This is a genomic window from uncultured Clostridium sp. (assembly GCF_934754915.1).
In the GTDB taxonomy this organism is placed as follows: domain Bacteria; phylum Bacillota; class Clostridia; order Clostridiales; family Clostridiaceae; genus Clostridium.
This window is the reverse complement of the sequence record NZ_CAKVKB010000018.1, coordinates 21,036-45,332: the sequence shown is the minus strand read 5'-3', so window position 1 is coordinate 45,332 and position 24,297 is coordinate 21,036. Positions and strand designations below refer to the sequence as shown.

General features: G+C 32.3%; 21 protein-coding genes, 1 tRNA gene and 1 other annotated feature. All 22 genes read right to left on the bottom strand.

The features are described 5' to 3' along the window. Positions 1-284: 284 nt before the first annotated feature. Entirely contained in the window at positions 285-2,351 is a 2,067-nt protein-coding gene (gene fusA / locus Q0F58_RS05140; protein WP_294373278.1) for an elongation factor G, read from the bottom strand. Between the two features lie 92 nt (positions 2,352-2,443). Further along, on the bottom strand, positions 2,444-2,914 hold the full coding sequence (rpsG, locus tag Q0F58_RS05135) for a 30S ribosomal protein S7 (protein WP_294373277.1): 471 nt from the start codon (positions 2,912-2,914) through the stop codon (positions 2,444-2,446). Between the two features lie 157 nt (positions 2,915-3,071). Beyond that, entirely contained in the window at positions 3,072-3,446 is a 375-nt protein-coding gene (rpsL, locus tag Q0F58_RS05130; RefSeq protein WP_294373276.1) for a 30S ribosomal protein S12, read from the bottom strand. Positions 3,447-3,696: 250 nt separating this feature from the next. After that, entirely contained in the window at positions 3,697-7,233 is a 3,537-nt protein-coding gene (gene rpoC, locus Q0F58_RS05125) for a DNA-directed RNA polymerase subunit beta' (protein ID WP_294373275.1), read from the bottom strand. 21 nt (positions 7,234-7,254) lie between these two features. Continuing rightward, entirely contained in the window at positions 7,255-10,962 is a 3,708-nt protein-coding gene (gene rpoB, locus Q0F58_RS05120) for a DNA-directed RNA polymerase subunit beta (protein ID WP_294373274.1), read from the bottom strand. 335 nt (positions 10,963-11,297) lie between these two features. Continuing rightward, positions 11,298-11,663, bottom strand: a complete 366-nt coding sequence (rplL, locus tag Q0F58_RS05115; protein WP_294373273.1) for a 50S ribosomal protein L7/L12 — start codon at positions 11,661-11,663, stop codon at positions 11,298-11,300. 46 nt (positions 11,664-11,709) lie between these two features. Next, a complete protein-coding gene (gene rplJ, locus Q0F58_RS05110) occupies positions 11,710-12,201 on the bottom strand; it encodes a 50S ribosomal protein L10 (RefSeq protein ID WP_294373272.1) in 492 nt (163 codons plus the stop codon). A 31-nt stretch (positions 12,202-12,232) separates the two neighbouring features. Further along, positions 12,233-12,359 (bottom strand) — a sequence feature (ribosomal protein L10 leader region). 46 nt (positions 12,360-12,405) lie between these two features. Further along, the gene (gene rplA / locus Q0F58_RS05105; RefSeq protein WP_294373271.1) at positions 12,406-13,095 is read right to left on the bottom strand and encodes a 50S ribosomal protein L1; all 690 of its coding nucleotides are present in this window, start codon (positions 13,093-13,095) and stop codon (positions 12,406-12,408) included. Between the two features lie 76 nt (positions 13,096-13,171). Further along, on the bottom strand, positions 13,172-13,597 hold the full coding sequence (gene rplK, locus Q0F58_RS05100) for a 50S ribosomal protein L11 (protein WP_294373270.1): 426 nt from the start codon (positions 13,595-13,597) through the stop codon (positions 13,172-13,174). A gap of 72 nt (positions 13,598-13,669) precedes the next feature. Further along, positions 13,670-14,191 (bottom strand): transcription termination/antitermination protein NusG, encoded by a 522-nt coding sequence (gene nusG, locus Q0F58_RS05095; protein WP_294373269.1) that lies wholly within the window; start codon positions 14,189-14,191, stop codon positions 13,670-13,672. Positions 14,192-14,231: 40 nt separating this feature from the next. Next, positions 14,232-14,462, bottom strand: a complete 231-nt coding sequence (gene secE / locus Q0F58_RS05090; RefSeq protein WP_294373268.1) for a preprotein translocase subunit SecE — start codon at positions 14,460-14,462, stop codon at positions 14,232-14,234. Positions 14,463-14,512: 50 nt separating this feature from the next. After that, positions 14,513-14,662, bottom strand: a complete 150-nt coding sequence (gene rpmG / locus Q0F58_RS05085; RefSeq protein WP_015390327.1) for a 50S ribosomal protein L33 — start codon at positions 14,660-14,662, stop codon at positions 14,513-14,515. A 182-nt stretch (positions 14,663-14,844) separates the two neighbouring features. Beyond that, complete coding sequence (tuf, locus tag Q0F58_RS05080; RefSeq protein ID WP_294373266.1) at positions 14,845-16,038, bottom strand: elongation factor Tu; 1,194 nt, start codon at positions 16,036-16,038, stop codon at positions 14,845-14,847. A 60-nt stretch (positions 16,039-16,098) separates the two neighbouring features. Beyond that, a tRNA-Thr gene (locus Q0F58_RS05075) sits at positions 16,099-16,174 on the bottom strand. 77 nt (positions 16,175-16,251) lie between these two features. Continuing rightward, complete coding sequence (gene sigH / locus Q0F58_RS05070; RefSeq protein ID WP_294373264.1) at positions 16,252-16,872, bottom strand: RNA polymerase sporulation sigma factor SigH; 621 nt, start codon at positions 16,870-16,872, stop codon at positions 16,252-16,254. Positions 16,873-16,959: 87 nt separating this feature from the next. Continuing rightward, entirely contained in the window at positions 16,960-17,472 is a 513-nt protein-coding gene (locus Q0F58_RS05065; RefSeq protein ID WP_294373262.1) for an NYN domain-containing protein, read from the bottom strand. 12 nt (positions 17,473-17,484) lie between these two features. After that, positions 17,485-18,297 (bottom strand): 23S rRNA (guanosine(2251)-2'-O)-methyltransferase RlmB, encoded by an 813-nt coding sequence (gene rlmB, locus Q0F58_RS05060; protein WP_294373261.1) that lies wholly within the window; start codon positions 18,295-18,297, stop codon positions 17,485-17,487. 31 nt (positions 18,298-18,328) lie between these two features. After that, positions 18,329-18,742 (bottom strand): Mini-ribonuclease 3, encoded by a 414-nt coding sequence (locus Q0F58_RS05055; protein WP_294373258.1) that lies wholly within the window; start codon positions 18,740-18,742, stop codon positions 18,329-18,331. Positions 18,743-18,792: 50 nt separating this feature from the next. After that, positions 18,793-20,193, bottom strand: coding sequence for a cysteine--tRNA ligase (cysS, locus tag Q0F58_RS05050; RefSeq protein ID WP_294373257.1), 1,401 nt, complete (start codon positions 20,191-20,193; stop codon positions 18,793-18,795). 18 nt (positions 20,194-20,211) lie between these two features. After that, the gene (locus Q0F58_RS05045) at positions 20,212-21,924 is read right to left on the bottom strand and encodes a proline--tRNA ligase (RefSeq protein ID WP_294373255.1); all 1,713 of its coding nucleotides are present in this window, start codon (positions 21,922-21,924) and stop codon (positions 20,212-20,214) included. 408 nt (positions 21,925-22,332) lie between these two features. Continuing rightward, complete coding sequence (ispD, locus tag Q0F58_RS05040) at positions 22,333-23,007, bottom strand: 2-C-methyl-D-erythritol 4-phosphate cytidylyltransferase (protein ID WP_294373253.1); 675 nt, start codon at positions 23,005-23,007, stop codon at positions 22,333-22,335. Between the two features lie 44 nt (positions 23,008-23,051). Beyond that, positions 23,052-24,170 (bottom strand): PIN/TRAM domain-containing protein, encoded by a 1,119-nt coding sequence (locus tag Q0F58_RS05035; protein ID WP_294373251.1) that lies wholly within the window; start codon positions 24,168-24,170, stop codon positions 23,052-23,054. Positions 24,171-24,297 lie beyond the last annotated feature (127 nt).

Below are 24,297 nucleotides of genomic sequence, written 5' to 3'. Positions count from 1 at the left end.
TCTTACCGTGGTCAACGTGACCTATTGTACCAATGTTAACATGTGGCTTACTTCTTTCAAATTTCTCTTTTGCCATTTGAATTTCCTCCCTTATTGACATAAAATTTTAAGAATGTTTTCGTAATTATTATAACTTATAGACATATTAATATCCATATTTAACATTCATTTTTTTATATTTAATTTTAAAATTAAATATTTATCTATAAATAATGATGATATAGTGATATTTAATTAAATATCACTATTCATTATATATACTAGTAAATATTGCTTATCAAAAACTACTTAGCTCTCTTACCAGCGATTTCTTCTTGAATGTTCTTAGGAACTTCTTCATAGTGGTCGAATACCATTGAGTAAACTCCTCTACCTTGAGTTCTAGATCTTAATGCAGTAGCATATCCGAACATTTCTGATAATGGTACAAATGCTCTTATAACTTGAGCACCATTAACAGCATCCATTCCTTCCATTCTACCTCTTCTTGAGTTAACATCACCAATAACATCTCCCATGTATTCTTCTGGAACTGTTATTTCAACTTTCATCATTGGTTCAAGAAGTACTGGATCTGCTTTAGCCATTGCATTTTTGAATGCCATAGAACCAGCAATTTTGAATGCCATTTCAGATGAGTCAACTTCGTGGTATGAACCGTGTACTAACTTAACTTTGAAATTAATAACATTGTATCCAGCAACTATACCATTTAAAGCAGCTTCTTGGATACCTGCATCAATAGCTGGTATGTATTCCTTAGGAATAGCTCCACCAACAATAGCATTTTCAAATGAATATTCACCTTCAGTTGGTTCCATTTCAATTACAGCATGACCGTATTGACCTTTACCACCTGATTGTTTAGCATATTTAGCTTCAGCCTTAACAGCTTTTCTAATTGTTTCTTTGTAAGCAACTTGAGGAGCACCAACGTTACATTCAACTTTAAATTCTCTTTGAAGTCTATCAACGATAATATCTAAATGAAGTTCTCCCATACCAGCAATGATTGTTTGACCTGTTTCTTCATCTGTGTATGTTTTGAATGTTGGATCTTCTTCTGCTAATTTAGCTAACGCTAATCCCATTTTTTCTTGACCTGCTTTTGTCTTTGGCTCTATAGCTACAGATATAACTGGTTCTGGGAATTCCATTGATTCAAGTACAACTGGATTGCTTTCAGCACATAAAGTATCACCTGTTGTAGTGTTCTTTAATCCAATTATTGCACCTAATTCACCTGCTTCTAATGACTCAACTTCTTGTCTTGAATTAGAGTGCATCTTAACAAGTCTTCCGATTCTTTCTTTCTTACCCTTTGTTGAGTTAAGAACATAAGAACCGCTTTCCATTACTCCTGAATATATTCTTGTGTATGCTAATTTACCTACAAATGGGTCAGTAGCAATCTTAAATGCTAATGCAGCTAATGGTTCTTTATCATCAGCTTTTCTTTCAGTTTCTTCACCGTCTAAAGTTGTTCCTTTAACAGCTGGAATATCTAATGGAGATGGTAAAAAGTCAACAACACCATCGATCATTTCTTGAACACCTTTGTTTTTATATGAAGATCCACAAATACATGGAACAATTTCATTAGCTATAGTAGCTTTTCTTAAAGCTGTCTTTAACTCTTCTACTGTTAATTCTTCACCTTCAAGATATTTTTCCATTAAAGTTTCATCAGTTTCAGCAATTGATTCAATCATAGCTGCTCTATATTCTTCAGCTTGATCAACTAAATCAGCTGGTATTGCTTCTTCTCTCATATCTTTTCCAAGATCATCATAGAATACAAACGCAACATTTTTTATAAGGTCAACCATACCTTTGAATGTATCTTCATTTCCTATTGGAATTTGTATTGGAACAGCATTTGCTTTTAATCTATCTTTAACTGTTTGAACACATCTAAAGAAGTCTGCACCTGTAGCATCCATCTTATTTACGTAGATCATTCTTGGAACTCCGTATTTATCCGCCTGTCTCCAAACTGTTTCTGTTTGTGGTTCAACCCCACTCTTAGCATCAAGAACTGTAACAGCTCCATCAAGTACTCTTAAAGATCTTTCAACTTCAACTGTGAAGTCTACGTGTCCTGGAGTATCAATGATATTTAATTCATGACCTTTCCATTCACATGATGTAGCAGCAGAAGTAATTGTTATACCTCTTTCTTGTTCTTGAACCATCCAGTCCATAGTTGATTCTCCATCATGAGTTTCACCTATTTTGTGGTTAACTCCTGTATAGAATAATATACGTTCTGTAGTAGTTGTTTTACCTGCATCTATATGAGCCATTATTCCGAAGTTACGGAACTTCTCTAAAGGATATTTTCTAGCCATTTATATACTTCCTCCTCTCAGTGAGTAAATAATTATTTTATAATTTGACAAAACTGCCTTAGCATGAAGCCAAAACAGTTTTGTTGTAGATATTAGTATCTGTAATGAGCGAATGCCTTATTAGCTTCTGCCATCTTATGAGTATCTTCTCTTTTCTTAACAGCTGCTCCTGTGTTATTAGCTGCGTCCATTAATTCTCCAGCAACTCTTTCACACATTAACTTTTCGCCTCTTTTTCTAGCTCCCATTAACATCCATCTTATTCCTAATGTCTGTCTTCTTTCTGGTCTAACTTCTATTGGAACTTGATAAGTAGCACCACCTATTCTTCTAGCTTTAACTTCTAGTAATGGCATTACATTATTCATAGCTTCTTCAAATACTTCTAAAGCTTCTTTTCCAGTCTTTTGAGCTATTATTTCAAATGCATCGTAGCATATTTTTTGGGCAACACCCTTCTTACCATCTTCCATTATGCTGTTTATAAATTTAGTTACAACTTTTGAATTATAAACTGGATCTGGTAATACGTCTCTTTTTGCAATATGTCCTTTTCTTGGCACTTTTCTTCCCTCCTTAACATTTTGAATTTAAGTTCATCGGTACTCGGCATTATGTTTTAATACCGCAAAGTGCTATCTTTTACATCTATATATAAACTTCATTTCAAATCTATAAATTCTGTTGAAGATAAGCACTATTTAATAGTTAAGATCCTAATTACTTCTTAGGTCTCTTAGCACCGTACTTTGATCTTCCTTGCATTCTGTTAGCTACTCCAGCGCAGTCTAATGCACCTCTAACGATATGGTATCTAACACCAGGAAGGTCCTTAACTCTTCCACCTCTTATAAGAACAACACTATGTTCTTGTAAGTTGTGACCTACTCCACCAATATATGCAGTTACTTCGTATCCATTAGTTAATCTAACTCTGGCAATTTTTCTTAACGCTGAGTTTGGTTTCTTAGGAGTTGTTGTTTTAACTACTGTACATACTCCTCTTTTTTGTGGACACTCTTTAAGTGCTGGTGCAGTTGATTTAACTACAGTTGTTTTTCTGCCTTTTCTTACTAATTGGCTAATAGTTGGCATTTTTTCACCTCCTGAAATTTATTTATCTATTTTTTAATTAAGATAAAACTATTTTATGGTTAGTACATTAATATCTAATGTTCAACCTGATTATTTATGTAAATACTAAATAAAAAATAAATTTAGCATTTCTTACTTAAGTTACACAAAAACAATCGTGTTGACATTAATTTATGTAATTTGATATCTTAAATCACACAAAATGTATTTTATCATTTCTGAATACACATGTCAACACAATTAAATTCTATTATTCTACAGTTTCAGTTGTAGCTTCATCAGCTACTTCTTCAACATTCTCAACTTTAAGATTTCTATATCTCATCATACCAGTACCAGCTGGAATAAGCTTACCTATAATTACATTTTCTTTCAATCCAACTAAAGGATCAACTTTTCCTTTTATTGCCGCTTCAGTTAATACTCTTGTAGTTTCTTGGAATGAAGCTGCTGATAGGAAACTATCAGTTGCTAGGGCTGCTTTAGTAATTCCTAATAATGTTTCTTCTCCCTTAGCTTCTTCTCCTCCAAATTCTCTAACTCTAGCATTTTCTTCTCTAAAGTCAAACATATCTATCATTGTTCCTGGTAATAAATCTGTATCTCCCGAATCAGTTACTTTAATCTTTCTTGTCATTTGTCTAACAACAACTTCTAGATGCTTATCGTTGATATCAACCCCTTGAAGTCTGTAAACTTTTTGAACTTCTGAAAGTAAATATCTTCTTGCTCCATCTATTCCCTTGATATTCATTATATCATGTGGATTAACTGAACCTTCTGTAATTTCATCTCCAGCTTCTATAGTATCTCCATCAGATACTTTTAATCTTGATCCAAATGGAATATCATAGCTACGCTCTTCACCATCAGCTGTCATAACAATAACTGTTCTCTTTTTCTTTGTTTCTTCAACTTTAACTGTTCCAGTTACTTCACTTACAATTGCAAGTCCTTTTGGTTTTCTAGCTTCAAATAATTCTTCAACTCTAGGTAAACCTTGAGTAATATCAGCACCAGTCGCAACACCACCAGTATGGAATGTTCTCATTGTAAGCTGTGTACCAGGTTCACCAATTGATTGTGCTGCTATAATACCAACAGCTTCACCAATGTCAATCTTCTTAGCAGTTGCCATATTCATACCATAACAATGTGAACATACACCTACTTTACAATCACAAGTAAATACTGATCTTATCTTAACTGTCTTAATTCCTGCTGAAACAACTTTTTCTGCTATAAATGGATCCATATAAGTGTTATTTTCAACAAGTATTTCACCATTTTCAGGGTTTATTACATCTTCAGCAGTGTATCTACCAATCAATCTTTCTTTTAATTCTTCAACAACTTCGTTGCCTTCTTTAATTTCACTTACATATAATCCTTCTGATGTTCCACAATCTTCTTCTCTTACAATAACATCTTGAGAAACGTCAACAAGTCTTCTTGTTAAGTATCCTGAATCGGCAGTCTTTAAAGCTGTATCCGCATTACCTTTTCTAGCACCATGTGTAGATGAGAAATATTCAAGTACATCCAGACCTTCTTTAAATGATGCTCTGATTGGTAATTCGATAATCTTACCAGATGGACTTGCCATAAGTCCTCTCATACCTGCAAGCTGCTTAATCTGTGACTTAGAACCTCTGGCTCCAGAGTCTGCCATCATAAATATAGGATTGAACTTATCCATACTATCCATTAAGGCATCAGCAACATCTTCAGTTGTCTTAGTCCATTTTTCTATAACTCTTTCATATCTTTCATCATCTGATATGAAGCCTCTCTTATACATCTTTTCAATCTTTTCTACGGTCTCATCTGCTTCTTTAAGCAATTCAAACTTTTCAGGTGGTACCTTGATATCTGATGTAGCAACTGTAACAGCTCCAATAGATGAATAATGATATCCTAATGCTTTAATATTATCAAGCATTATAGAAGTCTGTACAGGTCCATGATTTAAATAACATTTATCAATTATTTTTCCTAAAGATTTTTTAGTAACTAAGAAATCTATTTCTAAGTTAAACATTTCATCTTCATTTTCTCTATCTACAAATCCTAAATTTTGAGGAATTGATTCATTAAATATAAGTTTACCAACTGTAGTCTTTATAACTTTATGTTTAACTACACCGTCAACTTCTCTAAACATTCTAACATTAATCTTAGCATGAACAGCAATAGCCTTACTTTCATATGCCATTATAGCTTCATCCTTGCTTGAGAATGTCATTCCTTCGCCTTTAGCTCCATCTTTATCCATTGTTAAATAATAAGAACCAAGAACCATATCCTGTGTAGGTACACAAACTGGTTTACCATCTGAAGGTTTTAATATATTTGTAGCAGCAAGCATTAAGAATCTTGCTTCTGCTTGCGCTTCTACTGAAAGCGGAAGATGCACAGCCATCTGGTCTCCATCGAAGTCAGCATTATATGCTGTACATGCTAATGGATGTAACTTAATCGCTCTACCTTCAACTAATACTGGCTGGAATGCTTGAATTCCAAGTCTATGTAGAGTAGGAGCACGGTTAAGTAACACAGGATGATCTGCAATAACTTCTTCTAATACATCCCAAACTTGAGGTTGAACTCTTTCTACCATTCTCTTAGCGCTCTTAATATTATGTGCAATTCCATCTTGTACAAGCTTCTTCATAACAAATGGTTTAAATAATTCTATAGCCATTTCCTTTGGAAGACCACATTGGTACATTTTTAATTCTGGCCCAACAACGATAACTGATCTACCAGAGTAGTCAACTCTTTTACCAAGTAAGTTTTGTCTGAATCTACCTTGCTTACCTTTCAACATATCTGAAAGAGATTTTAATGGTCTATTTCCTGGTCCAGTTACTGGTCTACCTCTTCTACCATTATCAATAAGTGCATCAACTGCTTCTTGAAGCATTCTCTTTTCATTTCTTACAATGATATCTGGAGCACCTAAATCTAATAATTTTTTTAATCTGTTATTTCTGTTAATAACTCTTCTATATAAATCATTTAAGTCAGATGTTGCAAATCTACCACCATCTAATTGAACCATTGGTCTTAAATCTGGTGGAATAACTGGAATTACATTAATCACCATCCATTCAGGATTATTTCCTGATTTTCTGAATGATTCAACAACTTCTAATCTTCTTATGATTCTAACTTTCTTTTGTCCTGTGCTTTGTTTTAATTCTTCTTTAAGTTCCTTTGAAGCAGCATCTAAATCTATTTCAGCTAATAGTTCCTGAATAGCTTCTGCTCCCATACTAGCTATAAAGCTTTCTTCTCCATATTTATCACAAGCTTCTCTATATTCTTTTTCATTAAGAAGCTGCTTTTTTAACAATGGAGTTTCTTTTGGGTCTGTTACTATATACGATGCAAAATATAAAACTTTTTCTAAAGCTCTTGGTGACATATCAAGTATTAATCCCATTCTTGATGGAATTCCCTTAAAGTACCAAATGTGAGATACTGGGGCAGCCAGTTCAATATGCCCCATTCTTTCTCTTCTTACTTTAGCTTTTGTAACTTCAACACCACATCTGTCACAAACTATGCCTTTATATCTTACTCTCTTATACTTACCACAATGACATTCCCAGTCTTTCATAGGTCCAAAAATTCTTTCACAGAATAAACCATCTCTTTCTGGTTTTAATGTTCTGTAGTTAATTGTTTCTGGTTTTTTAACTTCTCCTCTTGACCAAGCTCTTATTTGATCTGGAGATGCTAAACCAATTTGTATTGCATCAAAATTATTTAATTCAAACAAGGGTAAATCCTCCCTTCAAAATTAGTGTTCATCATTGAAATCATCAAGTTCTAATTGATCATCAAATGCATCCATATCTGCATTTTCATTATAGTCTATATCATTTAGGTCTTCTTCTCTGTTTTCTTCATAACCATCATCTACTATTTCTGGTTCAGGTGTTACAGAATCTTCAGCACCTTCTATATTAACTTCTAAATCTGCCATGTCTCCATCAGCAAATTCTTTTAATTCCACTTCTTCATTATTATCATTAAGTACTTTAATATCTAAACATAAAGCTTGAAGTTCTTTAATAAGAACCTTAAATGATTCTGGAACTCCTGGTTCTGGAATATTTTCACCTTTAACTATAGCTTCATATGTTTTAACTCTTCCAACTACATCATCTGATTTAACAGTTAGTATTTCTTGTAATGTATGAGCAGCACCATACGCTTCTAAAGCCCAAACTTCCATTTCCCCGAATCTCTGGCCACCAAATTGAGCCTTACCACCTAATGGTTGTTGAGTAACTAATGAGTAAGGACCTGTTGATCTAGCATGAATCTTATCATCAACTAAGTGGTGAAGTTTTAACATATACATTATACCAACAGTTACTTCATTATCGAATGGTTCACCAGTTCTTCCATCATAAAGGACTGTTTTAGCATTAGCATTAAATCCTGCCTTTACTAAACATTCTGTTATTTCATCTTGAGTTGCACCATCAAATACTGGAGTAGCTATATGCCATCCTAAATTGCTCGCAGCCCATCCCAAGTGAACTTCTAAAACCTGACCAATGTTCATACGTGAAGGTACACCCAATGGATTTAAGCAGATTTGAAGTGGTCTACCATCTGGTAAAAATGGCATATCTTCTTCTGGTAATATTCTAGAGATAACCCCTTTATTACCATGACGTCCGGCCATCTTATCACCAACAGATATTTTTCTCTTCTGAGCTATATAGCATCTTACAAGTTCATTTACACCTGGATTTAATTCATCTCCATTTTCTCTTGTAAAGACTTTAATATCAACTATTATACCTGCTTCACCATGAGGAACTCTTAAAGAAGTATCTCTAACTTCCCTAGCCTTTTCTCCAAAAATAGCTCTTAATAATCTTTCTTCAGCAGTAAGCTCTGTCTCTCCCTTAGGTGTAACTTTACCTACTAATATGTCACCAGATCTAACTTCTGCACCAATTCTAATGATACCTCTATCATCAACATCCTTAAGTGCATCATCACTTACATTAGGAATATCTCTAGTTATTTCTTCTGGTCCAAGTTTAGTATCTCTAGCTTCACATTCATATTCTTCAATATGCATTGATGTAAATACATCTTCCCTAACTAATTCTTCAGAAATAAGCATCGCATCTTCATAGTTATAACCTTCCCAAGTTATAAATCCCATTCTGATGTTTTTACCTAATGCAATTTCTCCTAAATCAGTTGAAGGACCATCTGCAATTACCTGATTCTTAAATACTATTTCACCTTTATCTACTATAGGTCTTTGATTTGCACAAGTACCTGCATTTGTTCTCTTAAATTTCAATAATTTATATACATCAGTTCCTCCATCAGAATCTCTCTTTATTCTGATTTCACTTCCTGATACATAAGAAACAACTCCTGCATTTCTAGCCTTTGGTAAAACTCCTGAGTCTACAGCAGCTTTAAATTCTATACCTGTTCCTACAATAGGAGCTTCAGTTTTTAATAAAGGAACTGCTTGACGTTGCATGTTTGATCCCATAAGTGCTCTAGTAGCATCATCATTTTCAAGGAAAGGTATCATTGCTGTTGCAACTGAAACCATTTGTCTTGCTGATACGTCAATCAAATCTACTTGATTAGCTGGAACGAATAAAACATCTTCCAAATATCTAACCATAACCTTATCCTCTAAGAACTTACCATTTTCATCCATAGGAGTCTTAGCTTGTGCAATTAAGCATTGATCTTCTTCATCTGCTGTGAAATATCTTATTTCATCAGTTGCTCTTCCATTTTCTTTATCTACAATTCTATATGGAGTTTCAATAAATCCATATTCATTTACTTTAGCAAATGTAGCTAATGAGTTGATTAATCCTATATTTGGACCTTCAGGTGTTTCTATAGGACACATTCTACCATAGTGAGAATGGTGAACGTCTCTAACTTCGAATCCAGCTCTTTCTCTTGAAAGTCCTCCTGGTCCTAATGCTGATAATCTTCTCTTATGTGTTAATTCTGATAACGGATTAGTTTGATCCATGAATTGAGATAATTGTGAACTACCAAAGAATTCTTTAATAGCTGCTGCAACTGGTCTTATGTTTATTAACATTTGAGGAGTTATTGCTTCTTGGTCTTGAATAGTCATTCTTTCTTTAACTACTCTTTCCATTCTTGATAATCCAATTCTAAATTGGTTTTGTAATAATTCTCCTACTGATCTTAGTCTTCTATTGCCTAAGTGATCTATGTCATCAACGTAACCTATTCCATAAGTAAGACCCAATTCATAACTTATAGTTGCAAATATATCGTCTTTTATTATGTGTTTAGGAATAAGTTTATGAATATTTTTCTTAATTTCTTTCTTAATAGCATCTTCATCTGAGAAATTATCTAATATCTCTTTCAATGTTGGATAGTGAACTAATTCTTTAATTCCTAAATCTGATATATCAAAAGAAACTTGTTTGCTTAAGTCAACAAAATTATTGCTTATTACTCTTACAACTTTATCTTCAACTAATACATCAACAGTCTTCACTCCACAATTTTGGATATCTTCTGCCATTAATCTACTTATTTTTTGTCCTTCTTCAACCATAACTTCTCCAGTTTGTGGATTAATTATGTCTGTAGCAGCAACTTGATTAGCTATTCTCAATGCTAAAGCAAGTTTTTTATTGAACTTATATCTACCAACTCTTGATAAATCATATCTCTTTGCATCAAAAAATAATGTATCAATTAAAGATATCGCACTATCAACTGTTGGTGGTTCACCTGGTCTTAATCTTTTATATATTTCAAGTAACGCTTCTTCTTTAGTCTTTGTATTGTCTTTTTCTATAGAAGCTCTAAATCTTTCTTCTTCTCCAAAGAAGTCTATTAATTCTTGATCACTTCCCATGCCCATAGCTCTAGCTAATATAGTAATTGGAAGCTTTCTAGTTTTATCGATTCTTACATAAATAACATCGTTAGAATCTGTTTCATACTCCAACCATGCTCCTCTATTAGGAATTACAGTTGAAGAATACAGCTTTTTACCACTTTTATCAATAGTATAGCTGTAGTATACACCTGGAGATCTTACTAACTGACTGACAATAACTCTTTCTGCACCATTTATCAAGAAAGTACCTTGTTCAGTCATTAATGGGAAATCTCCCATAAAAACTTCTTGTTCTTTAATTTCACCAGTTTCATTATTTTGTAATCTAACTGAAACTTTTAGTGGCGCTGCATAAGTTGCATCTCTATCTTTACATTCTTCAACCGAATACTTGATGTTTTCCATATCAAGTTTATAGTCTACAAATTCAAGCACTAAGTTTCCAGTGAAGTTTGTGATAGGATTAATATCATCAAAAACTTCATGCAACCCTTCTCTTAAAAACCATTCATATGAATCTAATTGTACTTCAATCAGATTTGGCATTTCAGTAACGTCATTAACCTTACCAAAACTCATTCTTGTTCTTTTTCCAACTTGGACAGGATGTACCATGAATTTTCACCCCTTGTATAAAATAAACTAAAATAGCCAAAAGCGGACTTTCCCTAAGGACTTTAGCTTTCGGACAGCATCTTTATAATAGCATAACCATTATTAACCAGATTATACTATTTATTTCTGACATAAATATATACTATTCCATAGTGAATAATACATTATATTATAATATCATATCATATTTTTATTGTCAATTAATTTTTCGTCAAATCTCCAGTTACAAAGCTATATAAAATACCTATTTTTTAAATACGCATTTTATATAGCTTTATAAAAAGAGTTTAAAAAAGGTGCTTTATTTAAAAAGCACCTTTTTTATTTAAATGGAACTATTTAACTTCTACAGTAGCTCCAACTTCAGCTAATTTAGCTTTGATTTCTTCAGCTTCTTCTTTAGCTACGCCTTCTTTTAATGTCTTAGGAGCTCCATCAACTATTTCTTTAGCTTCTTTTAATCCTAATCCAGTTAATTCTCTTACAGCTTTGATAACTTTGATCTTGTTATCTCCAGCGCTAGCTAATACTACGTCAAATTCAGTCTTATCTGCAGCAGCATCTCCACCAGCAGCAGCTCCACCAGCTACAACAGCAGCAGCAGCGCTTACTCCAAATTCTTCTTCACAAGCCTTTACTAATTCGTTTAAATCTAAAACGCTCATTTCTTTTATTGCTTGAATTATATCTTCTCTTGTCATTTTAATAGCACCTCCGAAAATTTTTCTTAATTATTTAATGTTTATATTATTCTGCTTTGCTTTCAGCTATTGCATTAATTACACGTACAAAGCTTGCGATTGGTGACTTGATACTTCCAAGAAGTTTTGCAATAAGAACTTCTTTTGATGGAATTGTAGCAAGTTGTTTAATTTTAGCATTATCGTAAATTTCTCCTTCAACGATACCTGCTTTTAATTCTAATTTACTATGATCCTTTGCAAAATCATTAAGTATTCTTGCAGCTACTGTTACGTCTTCATATCCGAAAGCGATAGCTACTGGTCCTTCTAAGTATTCAACAATACCTTCTAAACCTAATTCTTTAGCAGCTAATGTTACTAAAGTATTTTTATATACTTTGTATTCAACACCAGCTTCTCTTAAGTTCTTTCTTAGAGCTGTATCTTCTTCAACTGTTAAACCTTGATATTGGCTAAGAACAACTGAAGTAGCCTTTTCTAATTTTTCCTTAATTTCAGCAACTTTTGCTTCTTTAAGTGTTCTGTTATTGTTCATTACTACGTCCACCTCCTCATAGTTTTAAATCATATTTATCAAAAAAGATCTCCCCGTAGACATAGGAAGATCTATAATATCATTTATTATATAACCTCGGTGGGTAGTTACCGTTACGCTTTCGCACCCACTGTCTACGGAAAAAACTATTTTCATTTTTCACAACATCAAATATTATACAACAATATCTGATTTATGTCAATACTAATCTAACGCTCTTGTTGGATTAATTTTTGCTCCTGGTCCCATTGTGCTTGAAACAGAAACTGATTTTAAGTATTGTCCTTTAGCTGCAGCTGGTTTAGCTTTAACTAAAGCTTCCATTAATGTTGTAAAGTTTTCTTTTAATTTTTCTACTCCAAAAGATTTCTTTCCAATTGGGCAGTGAACGATAGCAGTCTTATCAACTCTGTATTCAACTTTACCAGCTTTGATTTCTTCAATTGCTTTAGTAACATCAAAAGTTACTGTTCCTGATTTTGGGTTTGGCATTAATCCCTTAGGTCCTAATACTCTACCAATTCTACCTACAACACCCATCATGTCTGGAGTTGCAACAACTACATCATAATCAAACCAGTTTTCGCTTTGGATCTTTTGAACTAATTCTTCAGCTCCTACGAAATCTGCTCCTGCTGCTTTAGCTTCATCAGCTTTTGCACCCTTAGCAAAAACAAGAACTCTTACTGTTTTACCTGTTCCGTTTGGTAAAACAACAGCTCCTCTAACTTGTTGATCAGCATGTCTTGGATCTACACCAAGTCTTACATGTAATTCAATTGTTTCATCAAAGTTAGCCTTTGCAGTTTTTACTGTAAGTTCTAATGCTTCATTTGGATTGTATAATGCACTCTTATCGATAAGCTTTGCGCTTTCAATGTATTTTTTTCCCATAATTTGCCTCCTCTGTGGTAGTAACGGTTTTGACCTCCCACTTATTTTTACGAAATTGAGTTAATCGATTTTCAAATTATTCTTCGATTGTAACTCCCATACTTCTAGCTGTTCCAGCAATCATTCTCATTGCTGATTCAATGTTTGCAGCATTTAAATCTGGCATCTTTGTTTCTGCAATTTTCTTAAGTTGGTCTTGAGTTAATTTTCCAACCTTTGTTCTGTTTGGTACTCCTGAACCGCTTTCTAATCCTAATTCTTTCTTAATTAGAACTGCAGCTGGAGGAGTCTTTAATATAAAACTAAAAGATCTGTCTTGGTAAACTGTTATAACTACTGGTATTATTAAGCCAGCTTGATTTGCAGTTTTAGCATTAAACTCCTTACAGAATCCCATTATGTTTACACCATGTTGACCTAAAGCTGGACCTACAGGTGGAGCTGGTGTTGCCTTACCTGCTTGAAGTTGAAGTTTAATCATTCCAGTTACTTTCTTAGCCATTTTGTTATTCCTCCTATTACTGTGGTAAATACGAACTTTTTGTTCTCCCACTTAATTAAAATCAGTTGTATATTAAACTAATTTTTCTACTTGATTAAAGTCTAGTTCAGCAAGAGTTTCTCTTCCGAACATATCTACTAAAGCCTTAATTTTACGTTTTTCTAAAACTATTTCTTGAATTATTGCCACTGAATCTCTTAATGGTCCTGAAATAATTTTAATACTTTCTCCCACTTCTAAATCAATATCAACAGGCATTTCTAATACTCCCATTGATTCTACTTCATCTTCAGATAGTGGAACTGGTTTAGATCCTGGTCCAACAAATCCGGTTACGCCTCTAGTATTTCTTACAACGTACCACGATTCATCACTCATTAACATTTTAACAAGCACATACCCAGGAAACTTTTTCTTTAATGAGACTTTTTGTTTTCCATCTTTTTCTTCAATCACTTCTTCCATTGGAACTTGGATGTCTTGGATTAGTGATTCAAGATTTCTATTTTCAATTGTTTTTTCTAAGTTTGCTTTAACCTTATTTTCATATCCAGAGTATGTATGAACTACATACCATCTTGCTCTATCACTCATATTTGTCAGGCGATTATCAATAAATCGCCGAACCTCCCTTTTACTTCAATTTTAAAATTATTTCAAAGAGGTTTTTGAAAATAAAATCGAATCCACTAACTAATAATATATATATTAGAGTGAATATAACAACTGCAACAAATGCCTTTTTTGTCTCATCTTTAGAAGGCCAAGTTATTCTCTTAACTTCCGCCTTAACCTCTCTAAAAAAACCAACCAAGCCATTTTTTTTAACAGCTTTTTCAGTTTTCACTTCTTTTTTTGCTGACATATTTTCACATCCTTAAATCAAATTAACATATGTCATTGCTTTACGGCTAACTATTTAGTTTCTCTATGAAGAGTGTGCTTTTTACAGAATTTACAATACTTTTTCATTTCTAATCTATCTGGATCATTTTTCTTATTTTTCATTGAATCATAATTTCTTTGTTTACACTCTGTGCATGCTAAAGTTATCTTTGTTCTCATGACTGCACCTCCAGTTTTATATATATATTAAACAAAAGAATTTTTCTTTTGTTTCATTCGAATTCACTGCTTCAAAAATGTCACTTTTAAACAATAGCATAGAATATGTAAATTGTCAATCTTCCTTTAAATAGGACTAAGTTCTTAAACTTAGTCCCTAAATACAAATTAACACTTTACTACTATTCAACTATCTTAGTAACAACTCCTGAACCTACAGTTCTTCCACCTTCTCTGATAGCGAATCTTAATCCTTCATCCATAGCGATTGGAGTGATTAATTCAACGTTCATGTCGATGTGGTCTCCAGGCATTACCATTTCCATTCCTTCTGGTAATTTGATTGATCCTGTAACGTCTGTTGTTCTGAAGTAGAATTGTGGTCTGTATCCATCGAAGAATGGAGTATGTCTTCCACCTTCTTCTTTCTTAAGTACGTATACTTGACCTACGAATTTAGTGTGTGGGTGAACTGAATTAGGTACTGCTAATACTTGACCTCTTTCGATATCAGTTCTTTGAATACCTCTTAATAATGCTCCGATATTATCTCCTGCTTGCGCTTCGTCTAATAACTTTCTGAACATTTCGATTCCTGTTACTACAGTCTTCTTCTTTTCATCGCTTAATCCAACGATTTCAACTTCATCTCCTACGTGAAGTACTCCAGTTTCAACTCTTCCTGTTGCAACTGTTCCTCTACCAGTGATTGTGAATACATCTTCTACTGGCATTAAGAATGGCTTATCTGTAGCTCTTTCTGGAGTTGGGATGTAGCTGTCTACTGCATCCATTAATTCCATGATGCACTTAGTAGCTTCTGGATCTGTTGGGTTTTCTAATGCTTTTAATGCTGAACCTGTTATTACTGGAATATCGTCTCCTGGGAAATCATATTCATTTAATAATTCTCTTACTTCCATTTCAACTAATTCTAATAATTCTGGATCATCTACCATATCAGCTTTGTTTAAGAATACTACAATATAGTTAACTCCAACTCTTGATGCTAATAAGATATGTTCTCTTGTTTGAGGCATTGGACCATCTGCAGCTGATACAACTAAGATAGCTCCATCCATTTGTGCAGCACCAGTAATCATGTTCTTAACGTAGTCAGCATGTCCTGGACAGTCAACGTGAGCATAGTGTCTCTTTTCTGTTTCGTATTCAACGTGAGCAGTGTTGATTGTGATTCCTCTTTCTTTTTCTTCTGGAGCCTTATCGATATCTGCATAGTTGAACGCATCTGCGAATCCTTTATTTGCTAATACAGTTGTGATTGCAGCTGTTAATGTTGTCTTACCGTGGTCAACGTGACCTATTGTACCAATGTTAACATGTGGCTTACTTCTTTCAAATTTCTCTTTTGCCATTGAAAATTCCTCCCTTTAACTTGTAATAAACTTTGCCTAGCGTTTTTTCTTTTTTTATTTTGGAGCTCACAATCGGGATTGAACCGACGACCTCCACCTTACCAAGGTGACGCTCTGCCGACTGAGCTATGTGAGCGTTTCGAAATCATATCGTTCCTTGATATACCAATTATAAAGTTTACTATTAATTTTTTTGTTTGTCAATACAATTTATTACTTTACTTTCAAGCATTTTTCTAATTTTCTTTTTACTCTCTGAAGAGCATTATCTATAGATTTTGAATGTCGCTCTAAATCACAAGCAATTTCTTGATAAGATTTTCCATCAAGATATGATGTTAAAACTTTCTTTTCAAGTCCAGATAAAACTTCAGATATTTTTTCTTCTATGAAATGCATCTGTTCTTTGCTTATCATCAACTCTTCAGGATCTGAAATTTTCAATCCAGATAATACATCCAAAAGAGTTCTTTCAGATTCTTCTTCATATATAGGTTTATTTAATGATATATATGTGTTTAAAGGTATATGTTTTTGCCTTGTTGCAGTTTTTATTGCTGTAATAATTTGTCTAGTTACACATATTTCTGCAAAAGCCTTAAAGGATGTAGATTTTTCAGCATTAAAATCACGTATAGCTTTATACAAGCCAATCATACCTTCTTGATAAATATCCTCTTTATCAGCACCAATTAAAAAATATGACTTAGCCTTGGCCTTTACAAAATTTTCATATTTGGAAATCAAATATTCCTGAGCTTTGTTATTGCCAGTTTTAGCTTCCATAACAACCTCTTCATCTAGTTTATCTTTAAATTCTAAAAATCCTTCCAACTATATTCTCTCAACTCTCTTCTAAAATTAAACTGCCTTATCTTTTAAACAATTATACTCTAGTAAAATTATATTCGTCAACCAATTCTACCTACCTCTACGCATTTCCTCTAACTTTTTAACTACATCTTCATTTATATTATCACTTATAATATTTCTATGATTAATCTTAATTCTATCGGCTTTTTTGTTTATTATTTTTTCAACTTTCAAAATTTCATTATAAAATTCAATTGAAGACATTCTGACAGCTCCTCTTTGAAAAATTGTCTGCTGTTCAAGATTATCTGAAGTCACAACAACAACCTCATGTTTTCTTCCTATCTCATTTACATGTCTTTCTATATATGAATCTGCAGTCTCTCCATCTTTGGTGAAAACTACTGATATGTTATTATTTATCTTCTCTTTTTTTTCCACACTTCCTGGAACTTTATGTGCATCAAAAACTATTACAATTCTGCATTCTTTAAACACTCCATAATTGTGAAGTTTATCAATGAGACTTTGCCTTGCCCCTTCAAAGCTCACATCTTTTTTTTGTTTTAAGTCTGGCCAACTATTTATTACATTATACCCATCTACGAAAATACTTTTCATAGCTATAACCTCTTATTTAAATCTGCCCTTTAAAACTTCATACATCATTATTCCACCCGCAACAGAAGCATTTAAAGAATTAATTTTTCCAACCATAGGTATCTTTATGAGCTTATCACATTTTTGAACTGTAAGTTTTGACATTCCTTTTCCTTCATTTCCTATTACCAATGCACAAGGTCCACTATAATCTACCTCATAGCTGTATTCTTCTGCTCTTATATCTGTGCCATATATCCATACTCCTCTTTGCTTAAGTTCATCTATAGTTGTATTAATATTATTTACTTTAGCCACTTTAACATGTTCTATTGCTCCAACAGATGATTTATATACTGTTGCTGTAACTGATGCACTTCTTCTTTTAGGAATTATAATTCCATGTACACCAAATAATTCAGCCGTTCTTGCAATTGAACCTAAATTATGAGGATCTTCTACTTCATCTAATATTACTATAAATGGTGCTTCTCCTCTTTCTTCTGCATAGTCCAATATATCTAATACATCACAATATTTAAAAGGAGTAACTTTTGCAATTACACCTTGGTGCACTTCTCCATCACACATAGCATCAAGTTTTCTCTTATCAACTTCCTTAATAAGTATTTTCTGTTCTTTAGCCATTCCAACAATTGCATTTATAGAACCTTCAAGTTTATTGTTAGAAATGTATAAAGCTTCTATAGTTCTATCACCCTTTAATGCTTCTATTACAGCATTTCTTCCAATTACTATATCTTCTCTTTCTTCTTGTTGTATTCTTGCTTTTATTTTTTGGGGTTCATTATTCTTCTTACTTTTTTTAGACTTGTTAACCTGCATTATAAATCCTCCTCTTATTTATCTTTTGAATCTACTTCATAATTTCTATACTTTTATCAAAGATAAATTTCAATCTATCCTTGTTTCCACATAAATATAAATATCCAACTAAAGCTTCAAACCCTGTTGCCATTCTATAATCTCTTACATCTGCATTTTTAGGAACTGTAGGCGATTTTGCATTACGTCCTCTTTTAAATACTGCTTCCTCATCTTCAGTCAAAAGTTCTTCTATATTATGCATAATTATAGATTGACTTTTAGCTTTTACATATTGAATTGCTTTTACATGAATTTTATTTGCCGATAAAGCTGTATTATTAGATAATATATAATTTCTTATAAAAATTTCATATACTCCATCACCAATTAAAGCTAATTGAAGTGGGTTTAACATCCTTGCTTCTATTTCTGTAAATTCTTTTATTCTAAAATCATCTAACATAATAATTCTCCCTTAAATAAGGGTTGCAGATTCTGCAACCCTTATTTTAATTAATCAATCTTTTTCCATCTGACACCTTGAGGTGTATCTTCTAAAACAATATTTCTAGCTTTCAAATCATCTCTTATTTTATCAGCTAATGCAAAATCTCTATTTTTTCTCGCTTCTTGTCTTTGTTCAATTAATTCCTGAATTTCAGCTTCTAAAGATTTTTCTTCAGTTTTTTGAAGAATTCCAAGAGGACTTCCCAATTCTCTTATTAAACTTAAAGCACCTTCACATAATTCAACTGATGAATTTATATTTATATTATTATTTACATCTTTTATTAAGTCAAATATTACTGAAATACCATCAGCAGTATTAAAATCATCATCCATCTTTTCAATAAACTTTTCTCTATATTTATCTAAAGATTTCATATAATTTTTCTCATCATCATTAATTTCTTTTCTACTAACTTCATTAATTAAATTTTCAAGATTGTTTATACAGTTATACATTCTTTCAACTGAAGATTTAGCAGAATCTAAAAGTTCTTCACTGAAATTTATCTGAGTTCTATAATGCCCTGATAACATTAAGAATCTTATAACATCTGAACTATATTTCTTTAATGCTTCTCTTGCTGTAACAAAGTTATTTTCAGATTTAGACATTTTCTTATTATCAACATTAACAAAAGCAGCGTGCATCCAATAGTTTGCAAATTTTTTTCCAGTAACAGCTTCACTTTGAGCTATTTCATTTTCATGATGTGGGAATTTTAAATCCATTCCGCCACCATGAATGTCAATAGTATCTCCCAATAATTTTTTAGCCATGCATGAACATTCTATATGCCATCCTGGTCTTCCTAATCCCCAAGGACTCTCCCATGCTGGTTCCCCTGGCTTTTGAGATTTCCATACAGCAAAATCCATAGGATCTTTCTTTCTCTCATCAACACTTATTCTTGCTCCAGCCTGTAAGTCTTCAAGATTTTGTCCGCAAAGCTGTCCGTAATTTTCAAATTTCTTAGTACTGAAATAAACATCTCCATCAACTTCATAAGCAAATCCTTTGTCTATTAACTCTTTTACAAAATCCACTACTTCCTGAATATATTCAGTTGCTCTTGGATTTATTGTTGCTCTTTCTATTTGAAGTCCATCTGCATCTTTATAGTATTCTTCGATGAATTTATCACCAAGTTCTTTTACCGTAATTCCTTCATCATTTGCCTTTTTAATCATCTTATCATCTATATCTGTAAAATTCTGAATAAATGTAACTTTATATCCTCTATACTCTAAATATCTTCTTATTGTATCAAATATTATAAAAGTTCTTCCATTCCCAATATGAAAATAATTATATACAGTAGGTCCGCATACATACATTCTAACTTCACCTGGGACAATAGGAACAAATTCTTCTTTTTGTCTTGTTAAGCTATTGTATAACTTCACTATGATTCCCTCCTAAAATTATTTTAATTTCATATTATTTTTTTCAAATTCACCTTTTACAAGATTACATACATCACTTATTTTTACAACTTCCATTTCACCGTCTCTAAGCTTAAATTCAACTTCTCTATCATTAATCTTTTTACCAACAGTTACTCTCATAGGAATTCCCATAAGTTCTGAATCTTTAAACTTAACTCCTGCTCTTTCATTTCTATCATCTAAAAGTGCTTCAACTCCCATAGAAGTTAATTCTTCATATAAATCATTTGCAACTTTCATCTGTTCTTCATCTTTAATATTTACAGGAATCACAGAAACATGATATGGTGCAACCGATAATGGCCATATTATTCCATTTTCATCATGATGTTGTTCTATTATTGATGCCATTGTTCTTGTAACTCCTATTCCATAGCATCCCATTACAAATGGTTTTTCCTTACCATCTTCATCTATAAAGTTTGCATTCATAGCTTTTGAATACTTAGTTCCAAGTTTGAATATATGCCCTACTTCTGTTCCTCTTGCTATTGTAACTTTTGCTCCACAACATGGGCATTTTTCACCTTCAGTTACATTTCTAAAATCACCAACAGTGCCTTCAAAATCTCTTCCATAATTTACATTTTCAAGATGATATCCTGTTTTGTTAGCTCCAACTATAAAGTTATACATGTTTGCTACTTCTTCGTCTACTAATAATATATCCGCTTTTAATCCAATTGGACCTGCAAATCCTACAGCTGCTCCTGTAGCATTATGAACTTCTTCATTACTTGCTAATTCAAGATTAAGAACCTCTCCAATAGCATTTGTTACTTTGACTTCATTTATTTCTCTGTCGCCTCTTACCATAACAGCAACTATCTTTCCATCAGCATTAAATAAAATAGTTTTAGCAAAATTCTTTGCATTTTTATTAAAGAATGCTGCTACTTCTTCTATAGTTTTTGCATTTGGAGTTTCAGTTTCTTTTAATTCTTGTAATTCTACTTTTTCTTCTTTTTCTGGAATCGAAACTGCTTTTTCTATATTTGCAGCATAATTGCAGCTGCTACAGAATACTACATCATCTTCTCCCACTTCTGATTTAACCATAAATTCAGCTGAATTAGCTCCTCCAATTGCACCAGAATCAGCCTCAACTGGTTTTGCATCTAATCCACATCTGCTAAATATTTTAACGTATGCATCATGCATTTTATTAAATGCAATATCTAATCCTGCTTGGTCTTTATCAAAACTATATGCATCTTTCATTATAAATTCTCTAGATCTCATCACGCCAAATCTTGGTCTACGTTCATCTCTATATTTAGTTTGAATTTGATATAAATTTAATGGAAGTTGTTTATAAGATTTAATTTCATTTCTAGCTATATCTGTAAATACTTCCTCATGAGTAGGTCCTAAACAAAAATCTCTATCGCCTCTGTCCTTTACCCTAAACATTTCTGCTCCATAAGCATCCCATCTTCCTGATTCCTGCCATAATTCAGCTGGTATCATAGCTGAAGCAAGGAATTCCTGAGCTCCTGCTGCATTCATTTCTTCTCTTACTATATTTTCTACATTTTTAAGAACTTTTAATCCTAAAGGCATATAATTATATATACCAGCAGCCATCTTTCTTATCATTCCAGATCTCAACATAAGTTTATGACTGTCAATTTCCGCTTCTGCTGGAACTTCTCTCAATGTAGAGATTAACATATTAGACATTTTCATTTTTAATTTCCTCCTAATCAATTGTCCATTATTATTTACACAATAATTAAATACTTTATAATTTAATTACTAATTTTAAATTTTTTCTCTATCTGTATCATTATTTAAATATATCAATTTTTCAACAGCTATCATATTTTGATACAAAATAAAAAATCGCCCCTAATACTTATAATATTAGGGCGATTCAACTCGCGGTACCACCTAAATTTGTTCTCTAATAATGATAACGGTATTAAACCGATAGTTTTTTCCTACTGCTCCGAAGCTGGTTCAAAGTCTATTAAAAGTCTTACAGCCTATGGACTTTTTCTCTTAAAAGCCGACTTCTACTATTCTTCATCATTGCTCTAAAATTCATTTTATTTTTAATTTATTATAACTTTTAAAAAATTAACTGTCAATATACTAAGATTCCACCAAATATTGTGCTAATATCAAATCTTCTGGAGTTGTTATCTTAATATTGGTATAATCCCCTTCATATAAATACACATTATTATTAAAAATTTCAGCAACCATCGTATCATCAGTAACCTCTATTTTGTTTTCTTTTATCTTTTCATGACATTCACATATCATTTTATAATCGAATACCTGAGGAGTCTGGACTGCTACAAGAGTATTTCTATCAGGCGTTTCTAAAGAAAATCCTTTTTCGTTTTTTACTTTAATAGTATCTTTAGGCATTACTCCTGGAGCTGCTGCACCATATAATTTTGCATATTTAATGCCATTTTCTATAATCTTATCAGATACAAAAGGTCTTGCTCCATCATGAATCAAAACAATATCTGAACCCTCAGCTTTTTTTAAGCCATTATATACAGAATCTTGTCTTTCCTTTCCTCCAAAAGCTATCTCATCAACTTTGAGATTATATTTTTCCAAAATCTCTCTCTGACAAAATTGAGTTTCATCTTTTGGGATTACTAATATTACTTTATCAATATTTTCATTGCTTATAAATCGATTCAGAGTGTAATAAAGAATGGGCTTTCCATTCAAATCAATGTACTGTTTGCTTTGAACTGAACCCATTCTCTTACCTCTTCCTCCAGCTAATACTATTGCACTAACCATTTAGAAAAGTCTCCTTTTAATATTAAATTTAACACTTTTATAAATTAATTTTCTTTAGGCTTAGCAAATATCATTCTTCCAGCTGCTGTCTGTAAAACCGAAGTAACTACAACATCCTTAGTTTCACCTATATGCTTTTTTCCACCTTCAACAACGATCATAGTTCCATCATCTAAATATGCTACTCCTTGGCTTGATTCCTTACCATCTTTAACTATATCTACTACCATTTCTTCTCCTGGCAAAACTATTGGTTTTATTGCATTTGATAGTTCATTTATATTTAATACTGGTACCCCTTGAAATTCAGCAACTTTATTTAAATTATAATCATTGGTTATTACCTTACCATTCATATTTTGAGCAAGCTTTAAAAGTTTTACATCAACTTCAGGTATTTTAGGAAAATCATCATCAACAATTCTAGTTTCAATTGTTAATTCTTTTTGTATTTTATTTAAAATATCCAAGCCTCTTCTTCCTCTATTTCTTTTTAACGCGTCAGCTGAATCTGATACATGTCTTAATTCTACTAATACAAAATTAGGTATTATTAAAGGTCCTTCAATAAAACCAGTTTCACATATGTCAAAAATTCTTCCATCGATTATTACAGACGTATCTAAAACTTTAGGGATTTCTCCCTTAATTTCCTTTTCATCTTTTACTTCTTTTAAAGATTCTTTAGCTTTTTTCTCTTTAATTGGCTTTTTTATATTTAAAAGTAAAGTTGTTACGTCTTCCTTCTTTTTTATTAATATTTCTGCTCCAATAACAGCTGCCAAAATATTTAATAAAACCAAAAGAATAGGTCCAAAAAATCTATGAAGATCACTTATAGGTTTTGCAATAAATGTCATTAAAATTAAAGCCACTACAGCTCCTATTGTTCCATAAATTATTTCTGTAATACTCATTTTTTGTGCATTTTTTTCAACATACTCAATTAAATTCGAAATACCTTTATATATTGCAGGAGAAATAATATATAATATAAGTCCAGATATAATAGAAAGAACAACTATAAATGCTATTCGTGAAATGCTTTTCGAAAAATACGATAAATCAGCAATCTGAGGTATTTCAAGTAATGCTTCTGCAATAATATATCCTAAAATTAATCCCATTACAGAAAACACACCTCTAGTAATCTTTTTTATCATTCTTTTCACCTCCTCTTAAATTATTTACATTTTTATTTTGTTTTAATCAATAATAATAAAGATTACACTATATTGTTAATTATAACATACAATATCCTCTTCTAAAATGAATAAATTCTTAAGTTTA

What these genes read in the sequence shown, in the direction of transcription:
- fusA (WP_294373278.1), bottom strand. Translation starts at nt 2,351, where the DNA reads ATGGCTAGAAAATATCCTTTAGAGAAGTTCCGTAACTTCGGAATAATG.
- rpsL (WP_294373276.1), bottom strand. Translation starts at nt 3,446, where the DNA reads ATGCCAACTATTAGCCAATTAGTAAGAAAAGGCAGAAAAACAACTGTA.
- rpoB (WP_294373274.1), bottom strand. Translation starts at nt 10,962, where the DNA reads ATGGTACATCCTGTCCAAGTTGGAAAAAGAACAAGAATGAGTTTTGGT.
- rplL (WP_294373273.1), bottom strand. Translation starts at nt 11,663, where the DNA reads ATGACAAGAGAAGATATAATTCAAGCAATAAAAGAAATGAGCGTTTTA.
- rplJ (WP_294373272.1), bottom strand. Translation starts at nt 12,201, where the DNA reads ATGAACAATAACAGAACACTTAAAGAAGCAAAAGTTGCTGAAATTAAG.
- rplA (WP_294373271.1), bottom strand. Translation starts at nt 13,095, where the DNA reads ATGGGAAAAAAATACATTGAAAGCGCAAAGCTTATCGATAAGAGTGCA.
- rplK (WP_294373270.1), bottom strand. Translation starts at nt 13,597, where the DNA reads ATGGCTAAGAAAGTAACTGGAATGATTAAACTTCAACTTCAAGCAGGT.
- nusG (WP_294373269.1), bottom strand. Translation starts at nt 14,191, where the DNA reads ATGAGTGATAGAGCAAGATGGTATGTAGTTCATACATACTCTGGATAT.
- secE (WP_294373268.1), bottom strand. Translation starts at nt 14,462, where the DNA reads ATGTCAGCAAAAAAAGAAGTGAAAACTGAAAAAGCTGTTAAAAAAAAT.
- rpmG (WP_015390327.1), bottom strand. Translation starts at nt 14,662, where the DNA reads ATGAGAACAAAGATAACTTTAGCATGCACAGAGTGTAAACAAAGAAAT.
- tuf (WP_294373266.1), bottom strand. Translation starts at nt 16,038, where the DNA reads ATGGCAAAAGAGAAATTTGAAAGAAGTAAGCCACATGTTAACATTGGT.
- Q0F58_RS05065 (WP_294373262.1), bottom strand. Translation starts at nt 17,472, where the DNA reads ATGAAAAGTATTTTCGTAGATGGGTATAATGTAATAAATAGTTGGCCA.
- rlmB (WP_294373261.1), bottom strand. Translation starts at nt 18,297, where the DNA reads ATGCAGGTTAACAAGTCTAAAAAAAGTAAGAAGAATAATGAACCCCAA.
- Q0F58_RS05055 (WP_294373258.1), bottom strand. Translation starts at nt 18,742, where the DNA reads ATGTTAGATGATTTTAGAATAAAAGAATTTACAGAAATAGAAGCAAGG.
- Q0F58_RS05045 (WP_294373255.1), bottom strand. Translation starts at nt 21,924, where the DNA reads ATGAAAATGTCTAATATGTTAATCTCTACATTGAGAGAAGTTCCAGCA.
- ispD (WP_294373253.1), bottom strand. Translation starts at nt 23,007, where the DNA reads ATGGTTAGTGCAATAGTATTAGCTGGAGGAAGAGGTAAGAGAATGGGT.
- Q0F58_RS05035 (WP_294373251.1), bottom strand. Translation starts at nt 24,170, where the DNA reads ATGATAAAAAAGATTACTAGAGGTGTGTTTTCTGTAATGGGATTAATT.